Source organism: Mesorhizobium sp. CA8, assembly GCF_020164955.1.
Lineage (GTDB): Bacteria > Pseudomonadota > Alphaproteobacteria > Rhizobiales > Rhizobiaceae > Mesorhizobium.
Map to the genome: position 1 here is coordinate 187,557 of NZ_JAIUHG010000007.1, position 25,552 is coordinate 213,108.

Consider the following 25,552-nt stretch of genomic DNA (forward strand, 5'->3'; position numbering starts at 1 on the left):
CTCCTGAAGGCGGCGCGCATGTCATCTTTCCAAAACCGTGACACACTTTTGGATGACATGCACTGGATGATGGGCCCGAACGTAGGAGCGCTATCGCGGCGTCGCAAGGAAAAGCGCCGCAAATCGTTGACGCTCCAGCCTGTCACGCCTAGAGACCGGTCGACAAAACCTTATCCGCCGCGAAGACGGCCATGACTGGAACTTTGACATGACGGGATCAAACATCATCGATCTCACTCCCGAGATGCTTGCCGCGGCGGCCGAGAGCAAGGCCTGGCCGTTCGAGGAAGCGAAAAAAGTCATCGCCCGCTACAAGGGCAAGGACTTTCCCGAGACCGTCCTGTTCGAGACCGGCTATGGCCCGTCCGGCCTGCCGCATATCGGCACCTTCGGCGAGGTGGCGCGCACGACCATGGTGCGGCATGCCTTCCGGGTGCTGACGCAAGATAAGGTCAAGACCAAGCTTCTGTGCTTCTCCGACGACATGGACGGCATGCGCAAGATCCCGGAGAGCGTGCCGGACCGCGCCGCGCTTGAGCCCTATCTGCATATGCCGCTTACCTCGGTGCCCAATCCGTTCGGCGGCGACTATGCGAGCTTCGCCGACCACAATAATGCGATGCTGTGCCGCTTCCTCGATACGTTCGGCTTCGACTACGAGTTCGCCAGCGCGACGCAGTACTACAAGGCCGGCCGTTTCGACGAGGTGCTGCTGCGCGCCGCCGAACGCTATGACGAGATCATGGGCGTGATGCTGCCGACGCTCGGGCCGGAGCGCCAGGCGACCTATAGCCCGTTCCTGCCGATCTCGCCGAAGAGCGGCCGCGTGCTCTACGTGCCGATGATAAATGTCGACGCAAAGGCCGGCACCATCACCTTCGACGACGAAGGCACCGAGACGACGCTGCCTGTCACCGGCGGCCGTGTGAAGCTGCAATGGAAGCCGGATTTCGGCATGCGCTGGGCGGCGCTCGGCGTCGATTTCGAGATGTTCGGCAAGGACCACCAGACCAACGCGGCGATCTACGACCGCATCTGCAACATCCTCGGCGGACGCGCGCCGGAGCATTTCGTCTACGAGCTGTTCCTCGACGAGGAAGGCCAGAAGATTTCGAAGTCGAAGGGCAACGGCCTGACCATCGACGAATGGCTGACCTACGCGCCGACGGAGAGCCTCGGCCTCTACATGTACCAGCGGCCGCGGCAGGCGAAGAAGCTCTATTTCGACGTCATCCCGAAGGCGGTGGACGAGTATTACGCATTCCTTGGCGCCTATCCGCGCCAGGACTGGAAGGAGCGGCTCGGCAACCCGGTCTGGCACATGCATGACGGCAACCCGCCGGCCATCGACCTGCCTGTGCCTTTCGCGCTGCTGCTCAATCTGGTCAGCGCCTCCAACGCGCACGACAAGGCGGTGCTGTGGGGCTTCATCTCGCGGCATGCGCCGGGCGTGACGCCGAAGACGCATCCGGAGCTCGACCGCCTGACCGGCTACGCGATCCGCTATTTCGACGACTTCGTGAAGCCGACCAAGGTCTACCGCGCCGCCGACGAGGTGGAGCGCGAGGCGCTGGCCAAGCTCTCCGACGCGCTCGGCGCGCTGCCGCAGGGCGCCGATGGCGAGGCGATCCAGAACGCCGCGCTCAATGTCGCGCGTAAGATCGAGCGCTACCAGGATCATTCCAAGCAGAGCCCGGAAGGCGGACCCGGCGTGTCGGTCGCCTTCTTCCAGATGATCTACCAGGTGCTGATCGGCCAGGAACGCGGGCCGCGCTTCGGTTCCTTCGCGGCGCTTTACGGCATCGCCGAGACGCGCGCGCTCATTGAGCGGGCGCTGGCTGGTCAACTGGCGGCGTAACCGCGCCGCCATCAGCCGGCAGGATCGAATCCGGCGCGACCGGCGCCGGCCCTGACGCGGCCGGCAGCGCCGGCAGGCCGTCAAGCTTCGGCGCCGGGCCGAAAATACCTTTCCTTGCGGCGCGGGCCTTGTCCCCGGCCTCGACATAGGGACCGCCTTGCGCCGCGCGCGCCCAGCCATTCTCGACCAACCACTGGCCGATGTCCTGGTTGCCGATATGGCATTCGGCGGTAATGATGTCGCGGCCGCCGTCCGGCGGCACCGTGCAGGCGACCGCACGGCCACGCAGGAAGGCGCGGAAGGCTGTTCTGGCACGCGTGCCGCAGGCCCAGCTCTTGCCCGCGTCGCTACAGGTTTCGTCGGCCTTGACGACATCCACGCCGGACACGGCGACCGCGTAGCCCTTCGACTCGATGAGCCCGGCGGCGGTGGCGACCGGCTGGAACAATTTTGTGCCGTTCCAGTCGCCCGGCATCTTCGTTTTGGGCGGCTTGGGCGGCCCGGCCAGCGCCAGATCACTGAGCGGTGCGCGCGGTTCCACCCGTTCGAGTTCCTGGTCAGACAGGTCCGGCGGCGCCACGACGTCGGGATCGATGGCCCTCGAACGAGCGGCGGGCTTCGGCGGGCGCGGAGCGGCCGGCGCCGGGATGGCCGAGGTCGCGGGCTCTTGCGCGGCATCAGAAGCGGAAGGGGTGTCGCCGCCGGTGGGAAGCGCATCGGCGATGGGATCGATCTGATCGACCGTGATGCCGCTTTCGTGGCCCTTGACCGTGCGTCCGCCGGCAACAACGAGAGCCGCCATCACGGGAAGTGCCAGAATCGTCAGGGCTGTTTGAAGAAGCCGCACCGGCCCCTGCCCTACTGGCTCGCCCAGACGATGCGCGCCATCCATTCGATGTCGCGCGTCGGAATGTCACGGTCCGGATGGGCAGGGTTGAGCGAAACCAGCACGATCGATTTCACCGTTTGCCGGTCGAGCACCTTGGCCATCACCTCGCCGGCGGTGGTCTTGACGACGACACGGTCGCCCTTGCGCGTCGGCGCGCCCGGTTCGACGATCAGCACATCGCCATTGCGGTAGAGCGGCAGCATGGAATCGCCCTGCACCTGCAGCGCGTAGGACGTCTCGGTCGCCCGCGCCGGAAGCTCGACCAGATCCCAGCCCTGCCCTGCCGGATAGCCGGCATCGTCGAAGAAGCCTCCCGCGCCGGCCTGGGCGAAACCAAGCAACGGAACGGCGCTGCGCTGTTGGGCTATGGCGGCGCCGCCGCGCCCTTCGACCAGTCCAGTGAATTCCTCGAGCGACGCACCGGTGGCCTCGATGATCTTGGCCAGCGATTCGGTCGAGGGCCAGCGCGGCCGGCCGTCGGAAGACAGGCGCTTCGACTTGTTGAAGGCAGTCGAATCGAGGCCCGCGCGCCGGGCAAGACCGGAAGCCGATAGCGAATAGCGCTCGGCGAGAGCGTCAATGGCGGCCCATACGCGGTCGTGTGAGAGCACGCGCGCACTCCTTCAAACAGGAAAAAATGCCTCAAGTCTGTCTAGCGCGCGACCACACCATTGTCCACCGGTAGCGGTGGACCGGGATGGAAAGTGATACGCAGGCACGGATGTGCCTGGTTCCGCACACTAATCGAGCCGGCTTTCGTCGCCGACCCTGTAGGGGCCACGGCTGGACGCCGTGGCCATGGTGCGGGCCATTCGCCCCCAGACATACATCTTGGGTTGATCAGGCCGCCTCTCGGACCTCGCCCTTCCGGTAAGGGTCGAAGCGCTCGTAGAAGGTCTCGCCCTTCTCGGCCATGTCGAGCAGAAGCTTCGGCGCCTTGAACTCGGCGCCATACTTCTTCTGCAGCCCCTTGGCGATCTTGACGAAACGCTTGGCGCCGATGCCATCGATGTAGGACAGCGCGCCGCCGGTGAAGGGCGCGAAGCCGAAGGCAAGGATCGAGCCGACATCGGCCTCGCGCGGATCGGTGACGATGCCCTCTTCCATCACCCGCGCCGCTTCCAGCGCGATGGTGACCAGCAGGCGCTGCTTCAGCTCCTCATAGTCGACTTTTTCGGCCTTCAGTTGCGGATAGAGGTCCTTCAGGCCCGGCCACAGCTTCTTCTTGGCGGGCTTTGCCGGATAGTCGTAGAAACCCTTGCCGTTCTTGCGGCCGAAGCGGCCATGCGTGTCGACCATGGTGTTGATCAGCGCCATCTGTCTGGGGTCGACAGCCTTCTCGCCCAGATCCCTGATGGTCTGCTTCATGATTTTCTGGGCAAGGTCGACGGCCGTCTCATCGGTCAGCGCCAGCGGGCCAACTGGCATGCCGGCAGCCTTGGCGGCGTTCTCGATCATCGGTGCAGGCACACCTTCGATCAGCATCTTATAGGCTTCCGACATGTAGCGCAGCACGCAGCGGTTGACGTAGAAGCCGCGCGTGTCGTTGACGACGATCGGCGTCTTCTTGATGGCGCGCACGAAGTCGAAGGCGACGGCCAAGGCCTTGTCGCCCGTCTTCTTGCCGAGGATGATCTCGACCAGCATCATCTTGTCGACCGGCGAGAAGAAGTGGATGCCAATGAAGTTCTTCGGCCGCGCCGAATTCTTCGCCAGCGCCGTGATCGGGATGGTGGACGTGTTGGAAGCGAAGATCGCGGACGATTTCAGCACCGCTTCCGCCTTCTCCGTGGCTTCCTTTTTGACGCTCGAATCTTCGAAGACCGCTTCGACGACGAGATCGCAGCCGGCAAGGTCGGCATAGTCCGCCGTCGGGGTGATCAACGACAGAAGCTTGTCCTTGTCCTCGGGTTTGGCGCGGCCCTTCTTGACCTGATCGGCCATCAGGCTGTCGGAATGCGCCTTGCCCTTCTCGGCCGACGGCAGATCGCGGTCGAGCAGCACCACGGGAATGCCGGCTCGTGCGGTGACATAGGCGATGCCGGCGCCCATGAAGCCGGCGCCGAGAATGCCGATCTTCTTGAATTTGGTCTCCGGCAGGCCGGCCGGCCGGCGCGCGCCCTTGTTCAGTTCCTGCAGCGAGACGAACAGCGAGCGGATCATCGCCGCCGCTTCCTTCGACTGCATGATTTCGGTGAAATAGCGCTGCTCGATCCTGAGCGCCGTGTCGAAGGGCACCAGCAGGCCTTCGTAGACACATTTCAGGATCGCGGCCGCGGCCGGATAGTTGCCGTAGGTCTCGCGACGCAGGATGGCGATCGCCGGCGGCCAGAGATTGGCGCCGGCCGCCGAATAGATCGGCCCGCCCGGCAGCTTGAAACCCTTCTCGTCCCAGGGCGCGACCGGTTTCAGGCCGTTCCTGATCATCGCCTTGGCGGTCTCGACCAGTTTCGAAGGCTCGGCGATCTCGTGGATCAGGCCCATCTGCTTCGCCTTCTGCGGCGATAGGTTCTGGCCGGTGGTCAGCATCTGCAATGCCTGCTGCTGGTCGGTCAGCCGCGGCACGCGCTGGGTGCCGCCGGCGCCGGGAAAGATACCGATCTTCACCTCGGGAAGCGCCATCTTCACCTTGTCGCTGTCGGCGGCGACGCGGCCGTGGCAGGCGAGCGACATCTCGAAGGCGCCGCCCATGCAGGTGCCGTTGATCGCCGACACCCAAGGCTTGCCGGAAGTCTCGATCTTGCGGAACAGGCCGGTCATATAGCCGGCATTCTCGAACAGCGCCTTGGTCGCCTTCTCGAGATCCTTCTCCTTGTCGGCGGCGAAGGTGGCGAGCATCTTCTGCAGCATGCTGATGTCGGCGCCGCCGGAGAAGGTGTCCTTGCCCGAGGTGATGACGACGCCCTTGACAGCTGCATCGCCGGTCACCTTCTCGACGATGGCGTTCAACTCGCGCATCACCTCCTCGGTGAAGACGTTCATCGAGCGGTCCGGCATGTCCCAGGTGACCAGCGCAATGCCGTCGGCGTCGACGTCGAGGGTGAAATTGGTGTAGCTCATCGTCTCTCTCCCTCAGACGCGTTCGATGATGGTTGCGGTGCCCATGCCGGCGCCGATGCAGAGCGTGACCAGCGCGGTGTTCAAGTCGCGGCGCTCCAGCTCGTCCAGCACCGTGCCCAGGATCATCGCGCCGGTGGCGCCGAGCGGATGACCCATGGCGATCGCGCCGCCATTGACGTTGATCTGGTCATGCGGGATGTCGAAAGCCTGCATGTAGCGCAGCACGACCGAAGCGAAGGCCTCGTTGAGCTCGAACAGGTCGATGTCCGACTGCTTCATCTTGGCGCGCTTCAGAAGCTTCCCAGTGACGTCGACCGGACCGGTCAGCATCAGCACCGGTTCGGAACCGATATTGGCGAAGGCGCGGATGCGGGCGCGCGGCTTCAGCCCCATCGCCTTGCCGGCCTTCTTGGAGCCGAGCAGCACGGCGGCGGCGCCGTCGACGATGCCGGAGGAATTGCCGGCATGGTGGACGTGGTTGACCTCCTCGACTTCGGGATGCTTCTGCACGGCGACCGCGTCGAAGCCGCCCATTTCGCCGGGCATGACGAAGGATGGATTGAGCGAAGCCAGCGACTGCATGTCGGTCGTGGGCCGCATGTGCTCGTCATGATCGAGGATGGTGAGACCATTCTGGTCCTTGATCGGGATGACCGAATTCTTGAAACGGCCCTCACTCCAGGCCTTGGCGGCGCGCTTCTGGCTCTCGACGGCGTAGGCATCGACGTCATCGCGGGAAAACCCGTATTTGGTGGCGATCAGGTCGGCCGAGATGCCCTGCGGCACGAACCAGCCGGGCAGGCCAACGGAGGGGTCCATGAACCAGGCGCCGCCCGACATGCCCATGCCGACGCGCGACATGGATTCGACGCCGCCGGCAATCACGATCTCGTCCGCCCCTTGCGCGATCTTGGCGGCGCCGAAATTGATGGCGTCGAGACCCGAGGCGCAGAAGCGCGAGATCTGCATGCCGGGCGCCTTGGTGTCGTAGCCGGCCTCGAAGGCGGCGGCGCGCGGAATGACGGAGCCAGCCTCGCCGACCGGATCGACGCAACCGAAGATGATGTCGTCGACATTGCCGGTGTCGAGCCCGTTGCGGTCGCGCAGCGCTTCGAGCGTCCTTGCGGCGAGCCGCACCGCCGGCACCTCATGCAGCGAGCCATCCTTCTTGCCCCTGCCGCGCGGCGTGCGCACGGCGTCATAGACGTAAGCCTCAGTCATTTTCGTGCTCCTTGGCTTTGCCGGCCGCCGCGCTCAGAGAGAGCGCCCGATCAGCAATTTCATGATTTCGTTGGTGCCGCCGTAGATGCGCTGGACGCGGGCGTCGCGGTACATGCGGGCGATCGGGTATTCATTCATGTAGCCATAGCCGCCATGCAGTTGAAGGCATTCGTCGACGACTTTGCCCTGCAGGTCGCTGAGCCAGTATTTGGCCATCGAGGCGGTGACCGGATCGAGGCCGCCGTCGATATGGCGGGCGACGCAATCATTGTAGAAGACGCGGCCGATCGTGGCCTCGGTCTTCAATTCGGCCAGCTTGAACTGGGTGTTCTGGAAATCGATGACCGCCTTGCCGAAGGCCTTGCGTTCCTTGACGTAGTCGATGGTCAGCGCCAGCGCCCGCTCGATCATGGCGATCGCCCCGGTGCCGATCTGCAGCCGCTCCTGCGGCAGTTGCTGCATCAGCTGGACGAAGCCCTTGCCTTCCTCGTCGCCGAGCAGATTGGAGGTCGGCACGCGCACGTCGTTGAAGAACAGCTCCGAGGTGTCGTTCGACTTCAGACCTATCTTGTCGAGGTTGCGGCCGCGTTCGAAGCCCTCGACCTCGTCGGTCTCGACGACGATCAGCGAGGTGCCCTTGGCGCCCTTGTCGGGATCGGTCTTGGTGACGACGATGATCAGATTGGCAAGCTGGCCGTTGGTGATGAAGGTCTTCGAGCCGCTGATCTTGTAATGGTTGCCGTCCTTCTCGGCGCGGGTCTTGACGCCCTGCAGGTCGGAACCGGCGCCGGGCTCGGTCATGGCGATGGCGCCGATCAGCTCGCCGGTCGCGAGCTTGGGGAGCCATTTCTGTTTCTGCTCTTCCGAACCGTAATGCAGGATGTAGGGTGCTACGATCGAATTGTGCAGGCCGATGCCGAAGCCGTCGACGCCGACGTGGCCGATTGCCTCGATGATGGCGCTCTCATGCGCGAAGGTGCCGCCCGAGCCGCCATATTCCTCCGGCATGGAAGCACAGAGCAGTCCGGCAGCACCCGCCTTCAGCCAGCTCTCGCGGTCGAACATCTCGTTCTTCTCGAACTCGTCGTAACGTGGCGCGATCTCCTCTGCCATGAAGCGGGACGCCATGTCGTAGAGCATGCCAACCTCGTCCGCCGCCCAGGCGGGCTTCGGAAGACCAAGAATTTCGGCTGGATTTGTCGCCACGATTTCCTCCGCGTTCCGACATTTGTGGGCCGGCGAAGCCGGCCCGCCAAACCTAGAACGCTTCCGCCGGCAGCGCCATTAGCGTGTCCGCGCCACTCGAAATGCGGGCGAGACGCGTCGCCGTTTCCGGCATGACCCGCTCCATGAAAAAGCGGGCCGTCGTGAGTTTGGCTTCATAGAACGCGCCGGCGCCATTGGCGCCTTCCGCGAGCTTCGCCTGCGCGCACTCCGCCATCTGCGCCCACATATAGCCCAGCGCCACCAGGCCGAAGAGATGCATGTAGTCGGTCGAGGCAGCACCCGCATTGTCGGGTTTGGCCATGGCGTTCTGCACCAGCCACATGGTGGCCGCCTGCAGGTCGTTGAGGCCTTTCTTCAGCGCCTTGGTGAAGGGCGCCATCTTCTCGTCGGCGCGGTTTTCTTCGCAGAACTCGCCGACCTCCTTGAAGAAGGCCTGCACGGCGCGGCCGCCATTCTGCGCCAGCTTGCGGCCGACGAGGTCGAGCGCCTGGATGCCGTTGGCGCCCTCATAGATCATGGCGATGCGGGCATCGCGCACGAACTGGCTCATGCCGTGCTCCTCGATATAGCCGTGGCCGCCGAACACCTGCTGGGCCATGACCGCATGGTCGAAACCCTTGTCGGTGAGCACGCCCTTGACCACCGGCGTCATCAGCCCGGTGTAGTCGTCGGCCGCCTGACGATCTTTGTCGTCACCGGAACGATGCGCGACATCGGACTTGATCGCCGTCCACAGCGCCAGCGCCCGGCCACCCTCGTTGAACGCCTTCATGGTCATCAGCGAGCGGCGGATGTCGGGATGGACGATGATTGGATCGGCCTTCTTGTCCGGCGCCTTGGCGCCCGACAACGAGCGACCCTGCAGCCGGTCCTTCGCGTAAGAAACGGCGTTCTGATAGGCGATCTCGGAGACCGAAAGCCCCTGCAGGCCAACGCCGAGGCGGGCCTCGTTCATCATCGTGAACATGGCCTTCAGGCCGCCGTTCAACTCGCCGAGCAGCGTGCCCTCGGCCTCGTCATAGTTCATGACGCAGGTCGAGTTGCCGTGGATGCCCATCTTCTCCTCGATCGAGCCGCAGGAGAGCGTGTTGCGTTCACCGGGATTGCCCGAGCCATCGAGCTTGAACTTCGGCACAATGAACAGCGAGATGCCCTTCACGCCTTCCGGCGCACCCTCGGCGCGGGCAAGCACCAGGTGGACGATGTTGTCCGACATGTCGTGCTCGCCGGCGGAGATGAAGATCTTCTGGCCGGAAATCCTGTAGGTGCTGTCGCCATTGGGAACGGCCTTGGTGCGCAGCAGGCCGAGATCGGTGCCGCAATGCGGCTCGGTCAGGTTCATGGTGCCGGTCCAGGTGCCCTCGATCAGCCTGGGCAGCCAGGTCGCCTTCTGCTCGTCGGTGCCGTGGGTGACGATCGCCGCGATCGCGCCTTGCGTCAGGCCGGGATACATCATCAGCGCCATGTTGGCGGAAACCATATATTCGGAAACAGCCTGGTGCACCGTGTAGGGCAGGCCTTGGCCGCCGAACTCGACGGGTGCCGCAAGCCCCATCCAGCCGCCTTCTCGATACTGGTCAAAGGCCTCCTTGAACCCCTTGGGCGTGGTCACCGAGCCGTCGTCATGGCGCACGCAGCCTTCCATGTCGCCAACGCGGTTCAGCGGATGCATGACGTTCTCGGCGAGCTTTGCGCCTTCGGCGAGGATCGCCTCGACCACGTCAGGTGTCGCGTCCGAGAAGCCCGGAAGATTGGAATAGCGCTGATAGCCCAGCACGTCGTTGAGCACGAACAGCGTGTCCTGGATCGGCGCCCTGTAGATCGTCATGCCTTCCTCCGCCCTTACGATCCCGGCCAGCCAGCAAGTCGCCTGTCCATGTCCTGGACAGAAGGCCGGGCCAATGTCGATGCCCGATAGCAAATATTGACGTTTGCGTAAACGTCAACTTGGTCGCAACCAAAAATTTTTGTGAGCGGTCAGGGATTGTGGCGATAAAAAAGCCGCGCGGCTACAGCCACGCGGCTTTCTACGTCCGGAGTATTTCCTGACAGCGGGCGATCAGCCGGCGGCGCTTGCTTGCGGCGCAGCTGTGCGCTCGCTGAGCATCTGGCGCACGATGGACATCGAATTGCTCAACTCGCCGATGGCGTCGTCGATCAGCGCGCGCTGCTTCTGCAACCGGGCGAGCTGCTTCTCGGACTTGTCGAGCGCCAGCCGCAACTGCTTGGTGTTGGTGCCGGTCGGATCGTAGAGATCCATCATCTGCTTGACGTCGCGCAGCGAGAACCCAACCTTGCGCCCGAGCAGGATAAGCTTCAGCCGGGCCTTGTCGCGGCGTGTGTAGAGACGGGTCGAGCCGTCGCGATGCGGATTGAGAAGGCCCTTGTCTTCGTAGAAACGCAGCGTGCGCAGCGTCACGCCGTATTTCTTGGCCATCTCGCCGATGCGGACGAATTCCTCGCCGGCCTCGGCCGGAATGTCATTGGTATTGGCCGCGGCTTCGCCGGGCGAAACAAGTTTCATGGTCACTGGCTTTCCCCTGATGGCGTCGCGGTCGCGGACCAAGCGTCGCCTGAATGGAAGCGGGGGCATGCTTCCAATCGTGGTTGGAACAAATCAATCGCAAGAGGCACGGCTTCGCACCTTTTACGTTTACGTCAATTCTATATCGATAGCCGCCGGGTGACGCAAGGGCGTTATCGAACCGGAACTTTATGCCGCACCCGGACGCCGACTGATGATTATGCGACTTCTTAAGCTTGGTTAACGCCTTGTTTACTACGTTGGGCGAAATGTGCGCATGTCGGTCACCCGTGTTTATCCTGTAGCGAATTTTTCACGGTTTTTCGAAGCGCGGGTGAAAACCCGGGAAGCCCATCTTCCTCCGCAGCAGAACCGCTCGGCTCGCTTCGTTCCCGGCAGGCTACTGGAGAAACCGGCCTCAAGCCGGCCATTCTGAACACGGGCGCATCGATGAACAGCAAGCGGTCCTATCTCGATACACTCAATGCCGGCAGGCAGCGCCGGCCTCACGCATCGCTCGAGGAACTGAACCGCTCGCTCGAAACGCTGGAGCAGCGGCTGGACCGGACGCGCGCCGACATGCCCGACCGCCCCGATCTGCGGCGGCCGCCGGTCGAGCCGCGTTATCCAAGCACGCAGCCTTACGGCCAGCCGCGCTGGTACGAAGATACCTATTCCGCGCAAAGACCTTTGGACCGGCCTCCACAAAGCCCGGCAGCGCAGTATCCCGGCACGCAGAGCCAGCGGCCGCAAGCTCGCGCTCCACAAAATCCGACGCCCGGCGCCGCGCAAGCCTTCGGGCAGAACTATCAGGCGATCGCGCGTGACATCGATCGGGTGCGCGGCCAGGAAGACAGTGTCGCCATGGTCGGCAAGATCGCCGTCGAATTGCGCGGGCTGCGCGAGGAACTGCGCCATCAGATGACCGCCGGCCTGCAGCGCGAATTCGAAGCGTTTCGCCAGGACATCGACCGCGCCCTGCAGGTGAACAGCCAGCGCGGCACCGGCGGCATACCGGACAAGAGCAGCGCCGAGCTCAGCCTCGAATTCGAGCGGCTTTCGGGCGCCATCCAGGCGCTTGCCGACAAGAGCGACGACCGCAGCGTCAATCTGCTGCGGCTGGAACTGGAGCAAGTGAAAGGCGCGCTCGACACGCTGGCGCGCGAGGAAAGCGTGCAGAAGGTCGACCGCCGCTGGGACGATTTCAACCGCCGCTGGAGCGCTTTCGAGGATCGCGTCGACGCCGACCAGCGCAAGCGCGCGGAAGGCCCGAGCCTTTCAGTGCTGACAGAGCGGCTCGAGCAAATCAGCAGCGCCGTCAACAACCTGCCGGAATCGCTTTCGCTACGCTCGCTGGAGGAAAAGGTGCGCACGCTCGCCGGCGCGATCGACCGTTTCGCCAGCCAGCAGACCGCGCGCGGCGGCGAAACGCTCGCCATGATCGACGAACGGCTGGACGAGATTTCCCGCGCCATCGTCGCCTCGACGGTCGCCGCGCAGGCCAATGTCTTCGACCCCGAAACCTTCGGCCGGATCGAGAAGCGCATGGCATCGCTGGCGGCGCAGATCGAAGAGGTCGCGCAGTCGCGACCCGGCGCCGAGGTCATCGATCGCCTCAACCTCCTCACCAGCCGCGTGGACCAGTTGGCCGGCCGCGCCGATCTTCCCGAACAGGCCATGGAACGGCTCGGCATGCAGATCGCCTCCATCACGGAGAAGATGGACCGCACGCCGGCGTTTCCCGACGCCGACCAGATCTTCCAGGGTCTGGAGCAGCGCTTCGACGCGCTGTCCATGCTGCTCGAGCGTCGCCAGGGCGATGCGATCGAACAGGGCAATATGCTGTTTCGCGACCTCGAGCGACGGCTGGACGAGGTCGCGGACAGGCTCGACCAGCGCATGCACCAGGACGACGGCGCCGGCATCATGGAAGCACTCGACGCCCGCTTCGCCGCGCTTGCCAAGCGCATCGAGACACGCACATCCGATCCTGCCAACGAGATGGCTATCCGCGGACTGGAAAGCCGGCTCGAGGACATTTCCAGCCGGCTGGAATGGTCCGCGCAGCAGGTCGCGGGCATCGATCCGGCGCTGATCCGCAGCCTGGAAGCGCAAGTCGCCGGCCTGTCGGCACATCTTTCCAAGCCCAGCACGCCGTTGCCCGAATTCGAGGACATCAGCCCGCGCCTGAACGAGATCGAGAAGTCGCTGGCCGGCACGCGCGATTCCATCCTGAGCGTGGCGCGCGAGGCGGCCGAGAGCGCCGTCAAATCGCTGGCCGAGTCGACGTCCAGCACGGCCCAGACCAACGCGACGGCGGTGGCCGGCCTCGCCCAGGACCTGAAGACGCTCGAAGCGCTCACCCGGCGCTCCGACGAGCGCAACTCGCGGACATTCGAGGCGATCCACGACACGCTGCTCAAGATCGTCGACCGGCTGGGCTCGCTGGAATCGGGCGAGACCAGCGAAGCGGTCAGCGAACTGGTCGATCCGCAGCCGGCCGGGAAGCGCGGCGGCCGCGGCGGCAAGATCGCGGTGCAGGACGCGCCTTCGATGGACATCGACCAGCCGCTGCCGCTCACGGGAGACATGGCCAGCCTTGAAGGCCGCGCCGCAGCAATCATGCGCGACGAGCCGAGCGCACAACGTACGCCTGCCGAGGCCGCAGCAGCGGCGGCCATGGCAGCCCTCGGACCGGATGCGATCGGCGACAAGAGCGAGACGGCCGGCCGCAGAAAATCGATGCTCAGCGGCCTGGCGCGCGCCTTCAAGGGCAAGAAGGAAGCAGACACGCAGCTGCTTGCCGGCGCTGCGCCGGCCGGCGACGTGCCAAGCGTCGATATCGACGAACCGCTCGATCCCAAGGCCGCCAACCGGCCATTGGAACCCGGTTCCGGCGCGCCGGACCTCAACGCGATCATGAAGCGCGTGCGCGACGAGCGCGGCGGCCAGCCGGTCAGGCGCACCGAGAGCGATGCCGCGAAGTCCGATTTCATCGCTGCCGCCCGCCGCGCTGCCCAGGCGGCCGCAGCCGAAGCCGACACGCTGAAGCGGCAGTCGACCATGACCGGCCCGGTGAAGGCGCTGAGGATAGGCGACCTGCTCAAGGCGCGGCGCAAGCCGATCTTGATGGCGGCTGCCGCGATCATGATGGCGCTGGCCGGCCTGCAGTTGGGCAAGGCCTTCCTGTCCGATCCTGTCGAAACGGCCAACAACCAGCCCGCGCCGATCGTCTCCTCACAGACGGTCGATACGGCTTCGCTCAACGCGACCGCCGCGCCGCAAGCCGATACGCAAAAAACCGACATAGGGACCGCACAGGCCGAAAACGCCCCTGCCCGTCCCATCAGGCAGGCGGAGCCCCTCAAGGAGGCCGCCCCGACCGCTTCTATTCCTTCCGGTCCCGAAACTGCCGCCGCCATGCCGGCCGAACCGGCGCCCGCGCCGGTGGCGCTTGCGGCGCCTGCCGAGCCGATGCCGATTTCGGCGATGCCGCCCGAACCTGCCGCCGCAGCCGCCTCCGCGACGGATATGGATGGCGACATGCAGCCGATGGCCAAGGAAGCTGTGGCGGTCAGTCCGGCGGCCGAGGGTGCCGCGGCCAGCGCGTCGGCGCCCGCCAGCGCAGCAACCGGCGCGCCGGCTGCCACCTCCGCCGACACGACAGGCGCCGTGCCGCCGGCCGGAAGCCAGGCGGCCGCGGCCAAATTCGACATTCCTACGGAAATCGGTCCGGTGGCGCTGCGCGACGCCGCCGCCGGCGGCGACGCCAAGGCGCTGTTCGAGGTCGGCTCGCGCTACGCGGAATCGCGCGGCGTCAAGGAAGACATGAAGGCGGCCGCCAAATGGTATGAGCAGTCGGCCGAGCTCGGCTTCGCGCCGGCCGAATACCGCATCGGCAATTTCTACGAAAAAGGCATCGGCGTCGCGCGCGACATCAAGAAGGCCAAGACCTACTACCAGCTCGCCGCCGAACAGGGCAACGCCAGCGCCATGCACAATCTGGCGGTGCTGTTCGCCATGGCGGCGGACGGCGTGACCGACAATGAATCGGCCACGCACTGGTTCCAGGAAGCCGCCGACCTCGGCGTCAAGGACAGCCAGTTCAACCTCGGCATCCTGGCCGCCAAGGGTGTCGGCATGAAGCAGAACCTGGAAGAATCCTACAAGTGGTTCGCGCTCGTCGCCAAGACCGGCGACAAGGATGCCGCCGCCAAGCGCGACGAGATCGCCAATGCGCTCAGGCCAGAGCAGCTCGAGCGGGCGCGGGCCGCCGCGGAATTGTGGAAGGCCAAGCCGCTCAACGCAGCCGCCAATTCGGCCGATGTTCCGGAATCCTGGCAGGACAGCACGCCACAGACCACCGCCGGCATCGACATGAAAAAGGCGGTGAAGAACATCCAGCTGATCCTCAACAAGAACGGCTACGATGCCGGTGGCGCCGACGGCGTGATGGGCGGCAAGACCAAGAACGCCATTATGGCCTTCCAGACCGACAACAAGATGAAGCCGACCGGCGAGATCGACGCGCCGCTCGTCAAGGCGCTCCTGGCGCACAAATAACGGCAGACGCGTCGCATACGCGACGCCCTGCCACACATTTGCCTGTTAACTGATTGAGATGGTTTTTGTTTCGGCGCGGCGGCGGGGTTTGGATACGCCGCCGCGTCGTCGCAAGAAAAAATTGGCTTTTCGGTGCTTTACTGTCCGGGGACGGCACTATGCGCCGACAGACAAACTGATCGAGACAGACGGGTGGGCATCTATCTCCCGATCGCGGAAATTTCCGTCAACGTCTTCGTGCTGCTGGCGATGGGCGCGGCGGTGGGTTTCCTGTCGGGCATGTTCGGGGTCGGCGGCGGCTTCCTGATCACGCCGCTCTTGATCTTCTACAACATCCCGCCGGCGATCGCCGTCGCCACGGGCGCCAACCAGGTCATCGCCTCCTCTTTCTCCGGCGCGCTGTCGCATTTCAAGCGCGGCACGCTCGACTTCAAGCTGGGCGGCGTGCTCCTGGCCGGCGGCATCGTCGGCTCGACGGCCGGTATCTTCGTCTTTGCGCTCTTGCGCCGGCTTGGCCAGTTGGACCTGTTCATCTCGCTGCTCTATGTCGTGCTGCTCGGCACGGTCGGAGGGCTGATGCTGGTCGAAAGCGTCAACGCGCTGCGCGCCAGCCGCAGCGGCGCCGCACCCGTGCTCAAGAAATCCGGACAGCACAACTGGATCCACCGGCTGCCGTTCAAGATGCGCTTCCGCGCCTCGAAGCTGTTCGTCAGCGTCATCCCGGTGCTCGGGCTCGGCGCCGGGATCGGCTTCCTGTCGTCGATCATGGGCGTCGGCGGCGGCTTCATCATGGTGCCGGCGCTGATCTACCTGCTCAAGGTGCCCACCAATGTCGTTATCGGCACCTCGCTGTTCCAGATCATCTTCACCTCGGCCTACACCACGCTGGTGCATGCCACGACCAACCAGACCGTCGACGTGATCCTGGCCTTCCTGCTGATGGCCGGCGGCGTCGCCGGCGCGCAGTATGGCGCCAAGGCCGGCCAGAGGCTGCGCGGCGAACAGCTGCGCGCGCTTTTGGCGATGCTGGTGCTGGCCGTCGCCATCCGCCTTGCCGCCGATCTCTTCGTGACGCCGCCCAATCTCTATTCGCTGTCCGCCGCGGGGCTCAACTGATGGCGGCACGACGAGCATTTGCAGCCGCCGTCTCGTTGTCGATGCTCTTTGCCCTTTCCCCGGCGACGGCGCAGACGCCGCCCGCCGAAAGCATTCAGATCGGCCTGTCGACCGACGCCATTTCCATCACGGCGGGTTTCTCGGGCGCCGACCTGACGATCTTCGGATCGCTGGAAAATCCCGACCCGCTGATCGCGCGCCAAGGGCGCTACGACGTAATCGTCGTGCTCGAAGGGCCGCCAAGGCCGGTCGTCGTCCGGCGCAAGGACAGGGTGCTCGGCGTCTGGATCAATCTGGATTCGGAGACGTTCGAGAACGTGCCGGTTTCCTATTCCGTTGCGACGACGCGGCCGCTGCAGGACATCGCCGAGCCTGCCAAATACAAGCAGCTGTCGCTCGGTGCGCAGAACCTCTACATGAAGCCCGCCGACGAGACCGACAGCCCGGCGACGATCGAGGAATTCACCGCCGCGCTCCGCGACCGCAAGGCGGCCACGGGCCTCTACAGCGAAAATGTCGGCGGCGTGCAATTCCTGTCGCAGAACCTTTTTCGCGCCACCGTGCGGCTCGCGCCCAACGTGCCGGTCGGAACCCATAAAGCCCGCGCGTTCCTGTTCAAGAGCGGCATGTTCGTCAAGGAAAGCTCGGCCCAGCTCGAAATCCGCAAATCCGGCTTCGAGCAGTCGGTCTTCCGCGTCGCGCATGACGATTCGTTCCTCTACGGCGTGTTTGCGATATCGCTGGCCATGCTGACCGGCTGGCTGGGCCGGCTCATCTTCCGCAAGGATTGACGCTTCGGGAAGAATCGGAAGACCCGTTTTCCGTTCAAAACAGGGTTTCCCTTTTCCCCGTTTTGCGATACATCGCCGCCTCCCAGCCCCTAGGGACAAGCACACATTTCGATTTCGGCAGAGCGGTCCGGCAATCCGGATGACGGCGCCCAACGCGTCCCCGACGATCTGCCGGCATAAGCAAAGACAGGAGGCTGCGATGCGATCGGCATTCGGCGGCATCGATTTCGGCACGTCCAATTCCACCGTGGGCGTGATCCGCGACGGCCGGGCGCGGCTGGTGGCGCTGGAAGGCGAGCAGCCCACTCTGCCCAGCGCCGTGTTCTTCAACTTCGAGGACGGCTACACCTATTTCGGCCGCCGTGCGATCAGCGACTACACCGACAGTATCGAAGGCCGGCTGATGCGCTCGCTGAAGAGCGTGCTCGGCAGTTCTCTTGCCAACGAGAAGACGCGCATCAAGGCGCGCCAGATCGGCTTCATCGACATTATCGGCCTGTTCATAGACCACCTCAAGAAACGGCTGGAAGAAGATGCCGGCGGTCCGGTCGACAACGTCGTGCTGGGCCGGCCCGTGCAGTTCGTCGACGACGACGCGGCTGCCGATGCGAAGGCGCAGGGCGAACTGGAAAAGGCGGCGCGCGCGCAAGGCTTCAAGCACATCGCCTTCCAGTTCGAGCCGATCGCGGCGGCGCTCGATTACGAGCAGAAGGTTTCCCGCGAAGAGCTGGCGCTGATCGTCGATATGGGCGGCGGCACATCCGACTTCTCGATCGTGAGGGTTTCGCCGGAGCGCGCCCGCTCGACCGACCGCAAGTCCGACATCCTCGCCAACCGGGGCGTCCATATCGGCGGCACCGATTTCGACCGGCTGCTCAGCATTGCCCATGTCATGCCTGAGCTCGGCTATCTGACGCGGACCAAGGACCACAAGCGCAACCTGCCCGCGGCCTACTTCATCGATCTCGCGACCTGGCAGCGCATCAATCTGGTCTACACCGCCAAGGCAATGAACGACCTGCGACAGATCCGCTACGAGGCCGAGCGGGCCGACCTCGTCGACCGCTTCGTCCACGTTGTCGAACATCGCTACGGCCATGCGATGGCGGGCTTGGTCGAAAGGGCGAAGATCGCGCTCACTGACCAATCCTCGGCCGAAGTGAAGGTGTCGCTGCCCGGCGCGCGCTTCGCGGCACAGATCACGCGCGCCGGCCTTGAGGAAACGATCAGCGGCGACATCGAACGCGTGGCCGCGACGGTCAAACACACGATCGCCGACGCCGGCATCCCTGCCTCGGCCATCACCGCCGTGTTCCTCACCGGCGGTTCGACCGCCATCCCGCTGGCGAAGCGGCAGATCCTGTCGTTGGTGCAGCACGCCTCGGTTATCGAAGGCGACATGTTCGGCTCGGTCGGTCTGGGCCTCGCGCTCGACGCGCAGCGCAAATACGCGTGAGCGTTTTGCCGCAACGTAGCTGCGGGGGTTGTCCATCGGGTAGCGACGGCATGCCCGGAAGGTTGGTCGAAACGCCCGTGACGTCGTCATCCACGGGCGGAGCAAGGAGCGAAGCGAGGCGGCGCAGACCCGAGGATCCATTCCGTGAGTTTGAAGCGTTGCTCCGGTGCAGAATTCTGCTCCGTTGTACTCCCTGGCCGATGTAACGGAATGGATTCTAGGTCTCCGCAACGTCGCTTCGCGACTGCTTCGCCCTAGAATGACGAAGTTCGGAGGGGCTTCGGCCAATCGCGAGCGTTTGTGATGATTCCTCATCCTGGATGCAGCCCTGATGCCGCCTGGGCATCAGCTTACCTTTCCACCAAGATGCGCCTTCAGCGCCATCTGCGCGAGGCTCGCTTGGCGGTCGCGATGCGTGATCATGGCGAAATCGCGCTTCGGCAATTCGACCGGCACGGCCCTAAGGCTGCCCTCCGCCAAGGAGCGCGCGACCACCAGTTCCGAGATGATCGTCGCCCCCGCGCCGGCCTCGACCGCCTGACGCACGGCCTCGTTGCTGGGCAGGACGAGGAAAATCTGCAGCTCGGCCGGTGGGACCCCCTGGCTGAGCGCGAAATCCTCCAGCGCCTCCCGCGTGCCCGACCCGCCTTCCCTGATGATCCAGCGCAGCGCCCTGATATCGAGGTTCCCCGCGCGCGTCGTCGTCATTTCGGGATGCGCGCGCGCAACCACCAGCATCGGACGGTCTTCGTCGACCGTGGCGCGACGCAGGATGTCGGACTCGGTACGGCCCTCGACCAGTCCGAAATCGGCCCTGCCGTCCAGCACATTGGTCTCGACCTGCCTGGTGTTGCCGATCGTCACGCTCAGCTTCACGGCGGGATAGGCCTCATGGAAGGACGCCAGGCGACGCGGCAGCCAGTAGCTGGCGATGGTCTGGCTGGCTGCGATCGACAGGCTGCCGGCGACGGTCTGCGAAACATCCTCCAGAACGCCGCGGGCGGCGGCGGCGCGATCCAGGACAGCCTTCGCCTCCGGCAGGAAGCGGTGACCGGTCTGGGCCAGTTCGATGTTGCGGCCGACCCGGTTGAACAGGCGCACGCCATGCTGGCTTTCGAGCGCGCGAATGGCAGCCGACGCGGCCGACTGCGAGATGCCGAGCCGCTCGGCGGCTTTGGTCATGTGGCCGTGCTCGGCGACGGCGACGAAGATGCGCAACTGATCGAGAGTCATGGGCCAACTAAGAAGCAAAGCCGATCGGAATTACAAGAGCTGCTTGTTAGACGGATCAATTGCTTTGTTCTAAGTTTTTGCCTGAAGTTGGAAAAAATTGGTCGTTAGAGGCCAAGAGTGGGAATGGCAGGGCGGTTCAAATCCCTTTTCGCGCATTGGAGCCGTCGGCTGAAGCGGCAGCTCGCCGGCGAGCGTTATCATCCCGAGCTCCATTACATGCGCGGGCCGGGACCCAAGACGAAGGCCAAGATGGCGAGCGGCAAGGGCGTGCGCGGATCATGAGCAAAGCCGCGCCCCGCGGCGCCAATTCCGCACCCTCGCAGCGGCCGCTGGCGGACAGCCGAGCACCGAACGAGGGCGATGGCGTCGAGACCTCGCCTGAAGTCTCCGACCGCATCGCCAAGACCACCTGCTACATGTGCGCCTGCCGTTGCGGTATCGACGTCCACATCAAGGACGGCAAGGTGCGCTACATCAACGGCAACAAAGACCACCCGGTGAACCGCGGCGTGATCTGCGGCAAGGGCAGCGCCGGCATCATGCAGCATTACAGCCCCGCGCGGCTGAAGAAGCCATTGCTGCGCACAGGTCCGCGCGGCTCGGGCGAATTCCGCGAGATCGAGTGGGAGGAAGCGCTGACCATCGCCACCGAGAGGCTGTCGGCGATCAGGCGCACCGATCCGAGGAAGCTTGCCTTCTTCACCGGGCGCGACCAATCGCAATCGCTGACCGGCTGGTGGGCTTCGAAATTCGGCACACCCAATTTCGCCGCGCATGGCGGTTTCTGCTCCTTGAACATGGCGGCCGGCGGGCTCTATACGATCGGCGGCTCGTTCTGGGAATTCGGCGAACCCGACTGGGACAACAGCAGATATTTCATGCTGTTCGGCGTCGCCGAGGACCATGATTCCAATCCGATCAAGATCGGCCTCGGCAAGCTCAAGGCGCGCGGGGCCAAGGTGGTTTCGATCAATCCCTGCCGCACGGGCTACAATGCCATCGCCGACGACTGGATCGGCATCAGGCCAGGCACGGACGGCCTGTTCGTGCTGGCGCTCGTCCACGAATTGCTCAAGGCCGGACGCGTCGATCTCGACTATCTGCTGCGCTACACCAACGCGCCCGTGCTGGTCGTGCAGGAGCCGGGGGCCGCCGACGATGGACTGTTCGTGCGCGGCGTGGACGACAACCCGCTTGCCTGGGATAGAGTGGCGAAGCGGCCGGTCAATGCAGCCGACCCCGAAGCCAAGCCTGCGCTGACCGGCAGCTATGAGATCGGCGGGCGGCGTTGCGTGCCTGTCTTCCAGCTCATCGCCAAACGCTATCTCGACGAGAGGTACTCGCCGGACGCCGTGGCAGAGCGCTGCGGCGTCACCGCCGACACGATCCGGCGGATCGCGGCGGAGCTGGCGCATGTCGCCTTCGAGCAGACGATCGAGTTGCCGATCGCCTGGACTGACTGGGCCGGCCGGCGACACGAGACGATCAAGGGGCGGCCGGTCTCGATGCATGCCATGCGCGGCATCTCGGCCCATTCCAACGGTTTTCACACCTGCCGCGCCATCCACCTCCTGCAGGTGCTGCTTGGCACGGTGGATGTTCCGGGCGGTTTCCGCTTCAAGCCGCCCTATCCGCGCTCGGCGCCGCCGGGGCCGAAGCCATGCGGAAAAAACGCCCAGCCGATGACGCCGCTGGACGGTATGCCGCTCGGCTTCGTCTGCGACCCGGACGATCTTCTCGTCGACGAGGCCGGCCGGCCTACCCGCATCGACAAGGCCTATTCCTGGGAAGCACCCCTGGCCGCGCACGGGCTGATGCACTCGGTGATCCGCAATGCCTGGGCCGGCGATCCTTATCCGATCGACACGTTGCTGATGTACATGTCGAACATGGCATGGAACTCCTCGATGAACACGGTCGAGACGATTGCCATGCTGACCGACAAGGACGCGGCGGGCGCCTACAAGATCCCCTTCATCATCTATTCCGACGCCTATTATTCCGAGACGGTGGGGTTCGCCGACCTGGTGCTGCCAGACACCACCTATCTCGAGCGGCATGACTGCATCAGCCTGCTCGACCGGCCGATCAGCCATGCCGACGGCGCCGCCGACGCCATCCGCCATCCGGTGGTGCAGCCGGACCGCGACGTGCGGCCATTCCAGTCGGTGCTGATCGAGCTCGGCGCGCGACTTGGCCTACCCGGCTTCGTCGACGAGGACGGCTTAGCGAAATACCGCGACTATGCCGACTATATCGTCAACCACGAACGCACCCCCGGCATCGGCCCTTTAGCCGGCTGGCGTGGCGAGAATGGCGACGCGATCGGCAGGGGCGATGTCAACCCCGACCAGCTGCAGCGCTACATCGACAATGGCGGCTTCTGGCACCACGATTTTTCCGACGAGCAGCGCTATTACAAGATGGGCAACCGCGCCTATCTCGACTTCGCGGTGGAGATGGGTTTTATCGCCAAAGCAGAGCCTATTGTTTTCCAGCTTTATTCAGAGCCGATCCAACGCTTCCGGCTGGCGGCGCGCGGGCATGGGAAAGTGCAGCCGCCGGACGCCGAGCGCGGGCGCATGGAAGCCTATATGGACCCGCTGCCGTTCTGGTACGCGCCTCTCGAGGAGGACACCGTCGATCTCGCAAAATATCCGCTGCATGCGCTGACGCAGCGGCCGATGCACATGTACCATTCCTGGGGTTCGCAAAATGCGTGGCTGAGGCAGATCACCAGCCAGAACCGGCTGTTCGTGCATACGCAGACCGCCACCGGCCTTGGCCTTTCCGACGACGACTGGGTGTGGATCGAAAGCATCAATGGCCGGGTGAAGGGCCAGATCAAGCTGATCGACGGCGTGAACCCGGACACGGTGTGGACCTGGAACGCGGTCGGCAAACGGCGCGGCAGCTGGGGGCTGAAGGACGATGCGGCGGAGAGCAATCGCGGCTTCCTGCTCAACCACATCATCGGCGACCAGACCGCAGCCGACGCCAACGGCAAGCGCTATTCGAATTCCGATCCGGTCACAGGACAGGCCGCGTGGTTCGATGTGCGCGTGCGGATCGTGAAATGCGCGCCGCAAGAAGCCGGCTTCACCGAGCCGCAATTCGAGCGTTTCGCCCAGCCGCCGCATTTCGGGCCTTCGCCGGACGTGCTTCGCTTCGGCACGCAATTCCGCATGAAGAGGGAAGCCGCCGAATGACCTGTCTACCCGTGCAAACCGATAAGAAACTCGGCCTCGTCATCGACCTCGACACTTGCGTCGGCTGCCAGGCCTGCGTCACCGCCTGCAAGGAGTGGAACACCGGCGGCCACATGGCGCCGCTGACCGACATCGACCCCTTTGGCGGACATGTCGACGGCGTCTGGTTCAACCGCGTGCACGCCTACGAGCACACGACGGAGCTGGGCGGCCGCACGGTGAACTTCCCGCGCTCCTGCCTACATTGCGAGCAGCCGGCCTGCGTCACCGTCTGCCCGACCGGCGCCTCCTACAAGCGTGCCTCGGACGGCATCGTGCTGGTCGACGAAGATAAATGCATCGGCTGCAAATTGTGCAGCTGGGCCTGTCCTTATGGCGCGCGTGAATTCGACACCGATGTCGGCGTGATGAAGAAATGCACGCTCTGCGTCGACCGGATCTACAACGACAATCTGGCGGAAGACGATCGCGTGCCGGCCTGCGTTGCCGCTTGCCCGACCAGCGCCCGACATTTCGGCGATCTCGGCGATCCTACATCGGCGATTTCGCAACTTGTCGAGGAGCGTGGGGGTGTGGCGCTGATGCCGGAGCTTGGCTACCAGCCGACCAACAGATATTTGCCGCCGCGCGCCCGCAGCCAACGTGCGGCGAAGGTCGACGCGCCTGCGCTGGTGCCGATCAAGGCCGAGGGCGGCTTCCTCGGCTGGATCGACCGCATGCTTTCGAACTAGTCGATCATGCATCCCGCTTTCTCGGTCGTCTTCTTCACCACCGCCACCGGGGCCGGCTACGGCCTGCTGGCGCTCCTCGGCTTGCTCGGCGGGTTAGGGTTCATTCCCGCCGACTTCTGGCTTGGCCTTGTCGGCATGGCGCTGGCGCTCGGCGTGATCGCGGCAGGGCTGTTGTCCTCCACCGGTCACCTCGGCCGACCCGAGCGCGCCTGGCGCGCCTTCTCGCAATGGCGCAGCTCGTGGCTGTCGCGCGAAGGCGTGGCGTCGGTCGCAACTTTCATTCCGGCTGGCTTGTTCGGCATCGGCTGGGTGCTTCTCGGCAAGAGCAGCGGCTGGGTGGCGGCCGCCGGGCTGCTGGCGGCGGCAGGCGCGGTAATGACGGTCTGCACGACAGGCATGATCTATGCGTCGCTGAAGCCGATCGCGCAGTGGCACAGCCGCTATACTTTGCCTGCTTATCTCACCTTCGCAGCGATGACCGGAAGCGTTCTCGCCAACGCCTTGCTCCAAGGCTTCAGGCAAGGTTCGAGGGCGATGCTGGCCTGGGCTCTGCTTGCCACGCTCGCCGGCTGGGGCTGGAAGCTTGCGACCTGGCGCTACAATGACCGGCTGGAAATCCCGACCACCGCCAACACAGCGACCGGTCTTTCCGGCGGCACGGTGCGTTCGATCGAGTGGCCGCACACGGAAGAAAACTATCTGCTGAAGGAAATGGGCTTCCGCATCGCACGCAAGCACAGCGCCAAGCTGCGGCGGATCACGCAGGCGCTGGCCTTTGCCGTGCCTGCGATCCTGCTGGCGATCGCTTTCTTCCTGCCGTGGCCTTTGGGCGCGATCGCATCCATGTTTGCGGCCGGCGCGCAGTTCGCCGGCATGCTGGTCGAGCGCTGGCTGTTCTTCGCCGAGGCGAAGCACACGGTCACCCTCTATTATGGGAGGGAGTAAGCTTCAGCCCGGCCGCAGCATCCAGCCGGAGATAGCAAAAATGCGCTCGGCGCCGAGCATATAGGCCACCAGCGTTTCCAGCCGGAACAGGCCGGCATAGGCGCGGTCGAGCACGTTGAGCGAGCCGGTGTAGGCGCCGAAGGCCGGCATGATCATGCGGCCGCCGTCGCTGGCAAAGCAGCGCCGCCGGACCGAGCGCCCGCGCTGGACGATGCGCGCGCAGGGGTGGAGATGGCCGGCGATCTCGCCTTCGACCCGCAGCTTTGACGGCTCATGGCGGAAGAGCAGCGAGCCGATGGCAAGTTCCTTCACCGTCTCGCCCGGCAGGTCGGCTGGCGCATCCGGGTCGTGATTGCCGGCGACCCAGAACCAGTCGCGGCCGGCCATCATCGCTTCCAGGCGCTCGCGGAAGCTCTGGTGCATGCGCCCGGCACCGCCGCCGTCATGGAAGGAATCACCCAGGCTGAGGACGATCCGCGGCTCGTAGTCGGCGATGACCGCCTGAAGCCGCAGCAAGGTGGCGCCGGTGTCGTAGGGTGGGATCAGCGTGCCGCGCCGGGCGAAGGACGAGCCCTTTTCGAGATGCAGGTCGGAGACGGCAAGCAGTCGCAGATCTGGGAAATAAAGAACGCCGCGCCGATCGCAGACCGCACGTTCGCCGGCGATGCCGACGATGTCGGCCTCGGCGATCAGCGTTGCCCGCGATAGCGAAAAATTCATCCCCTCTCG

18 protein-coding genes are annotated in these 25,552 nt (G+C 64.7%); 9 read left to right on the forward strand and 9 right to left on the reverse strand.

Annotated elements, in window-relative coordinates; genetic code table 11:
- Positions 1–208: 208 nt before the first annotated feature.
- A complete protein-coding gene (locus LB553_RS10705; protein WP_140845693.1) occupies positions 209–1,858 on the forward strand; it encodes a lysine--tRNA ligase in 1,650 nt (549 codons plus the stop codon).
- On the opposite strand, the gene LB553_RS10710 is transcribed toward LB553_RS10705, so the two are convergent.
- The 7 genes from LB553_RS10710 to LB553_RS10740 form a co-directional block, all read right to left on the reverse strand.
- Positions 1,821–2,705, reverse strand: a complete 885-nt coding sequence (locus tag LB553_RS10710; RefSeq protein ID WP_412033330.1) for a thermonuclease family protein — start codon at positions 2,703–2,705, stop codon at positions 1,821–1,823. The genes LB553_RS10705 and LB553_RS10710 overlap by 38 nt on opposite strands.
- An 11-nt stretch (positions 2,706–2,716) precedes the next feature.
- Positions 2,717–3,358: a helix-turn-helix transcriptional regulator gene (locus LB553_RS10715; RefSeq protein ID WP_140845691.1), complete on the reverse strand. Its 642-nt coding sequence runs from the start codon at positions 3,356–3,358 to the stop codon at positions 2,717–2,719.
- Between the two features lie 229 nt (positions 3,359–3,587).
- Positions 3,588–5,807, reverse strand: a complete 2,220-nt coding sequence (locus LB553_RS10720; RefSeq protein ID WP_224512978.1) for a 3-hydroxyacyl-CoA dehydrogenase NAD-binding domain-containing protein — start codon at positions 5,805–5,807, stop codon at positions 3,588–3,590.
- A 12-nt stretch (positions 5,808–5,819) separates the two neighbouring features.
- Positions 5,820–7,028 carry an acetyl-CoA C-acetyltransferase gene (locus LB553_RS10725; protein WP_224512981.1) on the reverse strand — a complete coding sequence of 403 codons (1,209 nt, stop codon included), beginning with the start codon at positions 7,026–7,028 and terminating at the stop codon, positions 5,820–5,822.
- 33 nt (positions 7,029–7,061) lie between these two features.
- On the reverse strand, positions 7,062–8,234 hold the full coding sequence (locus tag LB553_RS10730; protein ID WP_224512982.1) for an acyl-CoA dehydrogenase family protein: 1,173 nt from the start codon (positions 8,232–8,234) through the stop codon (positions 7,062–7,064).
- Between the two features lie 52 nt (positions 8,235–8,286).
- Complete coding sequence (locus LB553_RS10735; protein WP_224512985.1) at positions 8,287–10,083, reverse strand: acyl-CoA dehydrogenase; 1,797 nt, start codon at positions 10,081–10,083, stop codon at positions 8,287–8,289.
- A gap of 231 nt (positions 10,084–10,314) precedes the next feature.
- A complete protein-coding gene (locus tag LB553_RS10740; RefSeq protein ID WP_224513044.1) occupies positions 10,315–10,779 on the reverse strand; it encodes a MerR family transcriptional regulator in 465 nt (154 codons plus the stop codon).
- Positions 10,780–11,229: 450 nt separating this feature from the next.
- On the opposite strand from LB553_RS10740, the gene LB553_RS10745 reads away from it, so the two are divergent.
- From LB553_RS10745 to LB553_RS10760, 4 genes are all read left to right on the forward strand, one after another.
- On the forward strand, positions 11,230–15,342 hold the full coding sequence (locus LB553_RS10745; RefSeq protein ID WP_224512986.1) for a peptidoglycan-binding protein: 4,113 nt from the start codon (positions 11,230–11,232) through the stop codon (positions 15,340–15,342).
- Between the two features lie 192 nt (positions 15,343–15,534).
- On the forward strand, positions 15,535–16,458 hold the full coding sequence (locus LB553_RS10750; RefSeq protein WP_224512988.1) for a sulfite exporter TauE/SafE family protein: 924 nt from the start codon (positions 15,535–15,537) through the stop codon (positions 16,456–16,458).
- Positions 16,458–17,249: a TIGR02186 family protein gene (locus tag LB553_RS10755; protein WP_095765916.1), complete on the forward strand. Its 792-nt coding sequence runs from the start codon at positions 16,458–16,460 to the stop codon at positions 17,247–17,249. The genes LB553_RS10750 and LB553_RS10755 overlap by 1 nt, the downstream gene beginning before the upstream one ends.
- A 199-nt stretch (positions 17,250–17,448) precedes the next feature.
- Positions 17,449–18,705, forward strand: coding sequence for an Hsp70 family protein (locus LB553_RS10760; RefSeq protein WP_224512989.1), 1,257 nt, complete (start codon positions 17,449–17,451; stop codon positions 18,703–18,705).
- Between the two features lie 345 nt (positions 18,706–19,050).
- On the opposite strand, the gene LB553_RS10765 is transcribed toward LB553_RS10760, so the two are convergent.
- Positions 19,051–19,938 (reverse strand): LysR substrate-binding domain-containing protein, encoded by an 888-nt coding sequence (locus LB553_RS10765; protein WP_224512991.1) that lies wholly within the window; start codon positions 19,936–19,938, stop codon positions 19,051–19,053.
- A 123-nt stretch (positions 19,939–20,061) separates the two neighbouring features.
- On the opposite strand from LB553_RS10765, the gene LB553_RS10770 reads away from it, so the two are divergent.
- Genes LB553_RS10770 through LB553_RS10785 form a run of 4 tightly spaced genes read left to right on the forward strand, consistent with a single transcriptional unit; the run spans position 20,062 to position 24,823 of the window.
- Complete coding sequence (locus LB553_RS10770) at positions 20,062–20,220, forward strand: hypothetical protein (protein WP_224512993.1); 159 nt, start codon at positions 20,062–20,064, stop codon at positions 20,218–20,220.
- Positions 20,217–23,147, forward strand: coding sequence for a molybdopterin oxidoreductase family protein (locus LB553_RS10775; protein WP_224512995.1), 2,931 nt, complete (start codon positions 20,217–20,219; stop codon positions 23,145–23,147). Before LB553_RS10770 ends, LB553_RS10775 begins: the two co-directional genes overlap by 4 nt.
- Entirely contained in the window at positions 23,144–23,878 is a 735-nt protein-coding gene (locus LB553_RS10780; RefSeq protein ID WP_224512996.1) for a 4Fe-4S dicluster domain-containing protein, read from the forward strand. The genes LB553_RS10775 and LB553_RS10780 overlap by 4 nt, the downstream gene beginning before the upstream one ends.
- A gap of 6 nt (positions 23,879–23,884) precedes the next feature.
- Positions 23,885–24,823: a dimethyl sulfoxide reductase anchor subunit family protein gene (locus tag LB553_RS10785; RefSeq protein WP_224512999.1), complete on the forward strand. Its 939-nt coding sequence runs from the start codon at positions 23,885–23,887 to the stop codon at positions 24,821–24,823.
- 3 nt (positions 24,824–24,826) lie between these two features.
- Here the strand turns inward: LB553_RS10785 and pdeM are convergent, their stop codons facing one another.
- A complete protein-coding gene (gene pdeM / locus LB553_RS10790) occupies positions 24,827–25,543 on the reverse strand; it encodes a ligase-associated DNA damage response endonuclease PdeM (protein WP_224513001.1) in 717 nt (238 codons plus the stop codon).
- Positions 25,544–25,552: the final 9 nt, after the last annotated feature.

What these genes read in the sequence shown, in the direction of transcription:
- LB553_RS10705 (WP_140845693.1), top strand. Translation starts at nt 209, where the DNA reads ATGACGGGATCAAACATCATCGATCTCACTCCCGAGATGCTTGCCGCG.
- LB553_RS10760 (WP_224512989.1), top strand. Translation starts at nt 17,449, where the DNA reads ATGCGATCGGCATTCGGCGGCATCGATTTCGGCACGTCCAATTCCACC.
- LB553_RS10725 (WP_224512981.1), bottom strand. Translation starts at nt 7,028, where the DNA reads ATGACTGAGGCTTACGTCTATGACGCCGTGCGCACGCCGCGCGGCAGG.
- LB553_RS10745 (WP_224512986.1), top strand. Translation starts at nt 11,230, where the DNA reads ATGAACAGCAAGCGGTCCTATCTCGATACACTCAATGCCGGCAGGCAG.
- LB553_RS10740 (WP_224513044.1), bottom strand. Translation starts at nt 10,779, where the DNA reads ATGAAACTTGTTTCGCCCGGCGAAGCCGCGGCCAATACCAATGACATT.
- LB553_RS10755 (WP_095765916.1), top strand. Translation starts at nt 16,458, where the DNA reads ATGGCGGCACGACGAGCATTTGCAGCCGCCGTCTCGTTGTCGATGCTC.
- LB553_RS10720 (WP_224512978.1), bottom strand. Translation starts at nt 5,807, where the DNA reads ATGAGCTACACCAATTTCACCCTCGACGTCGACGCCGACGGCATTGCG.
- LB553_RS10780 (WP_224512996.1), top strand. Translation starts at nt 23,144, where the DNA reads ATGACCTGTCTACCCGTGCAAACCGATAAGAAACTCGGCCTCGTCATC.
- LB553_RS10735 (WP_224512985.1), bottom strand. Translation starts at nt 10,083, where the DNA reads ATGACGATCTACAGGGCGCCGATCCAGGACACGCTGTTCGTGCTCAAC.
- pdeM (WP_224513001.1), bottom strand. Translation starts at nt 25,543, where the DNA reads ATGAATTTTTCGCTATCGCGGGCAACGCTGATCGCCGAGGCCGACATC.
- LB553_RS10770 (WP_224512993.1), top strand. Translation starts at nt 20,062, where the DNA reads ATGGCAGGGCGGTTCAAATCCCTTTTCGCGCATTGGAGCCGTCGGCTG.
- LB553_RS10775 (WP_224512995.1), top strand. Translation starts at nt 20,217, where the DNA reads ATGAGCAAAGCCGCGCCCCGCGGCGCCAATTCCGCACCCTCGCAGCGG.
- LB553_RS10765 (WP_224512991.1), bottom strand. Translation starts at nt 19,938, where the DNA reads ATGACTCTCGATCAGTTGCGCATCTTCGTCGCCGTCGCCGAGCACGGC.
- LB553_RS10785 (WP_224512999.1), top strand. Translation starts at nt 23,885, where the DNA reads ATGCATCCCGCTTTCTCGGTCGTCTTCTTCACCACCGCCACCGGGGCC.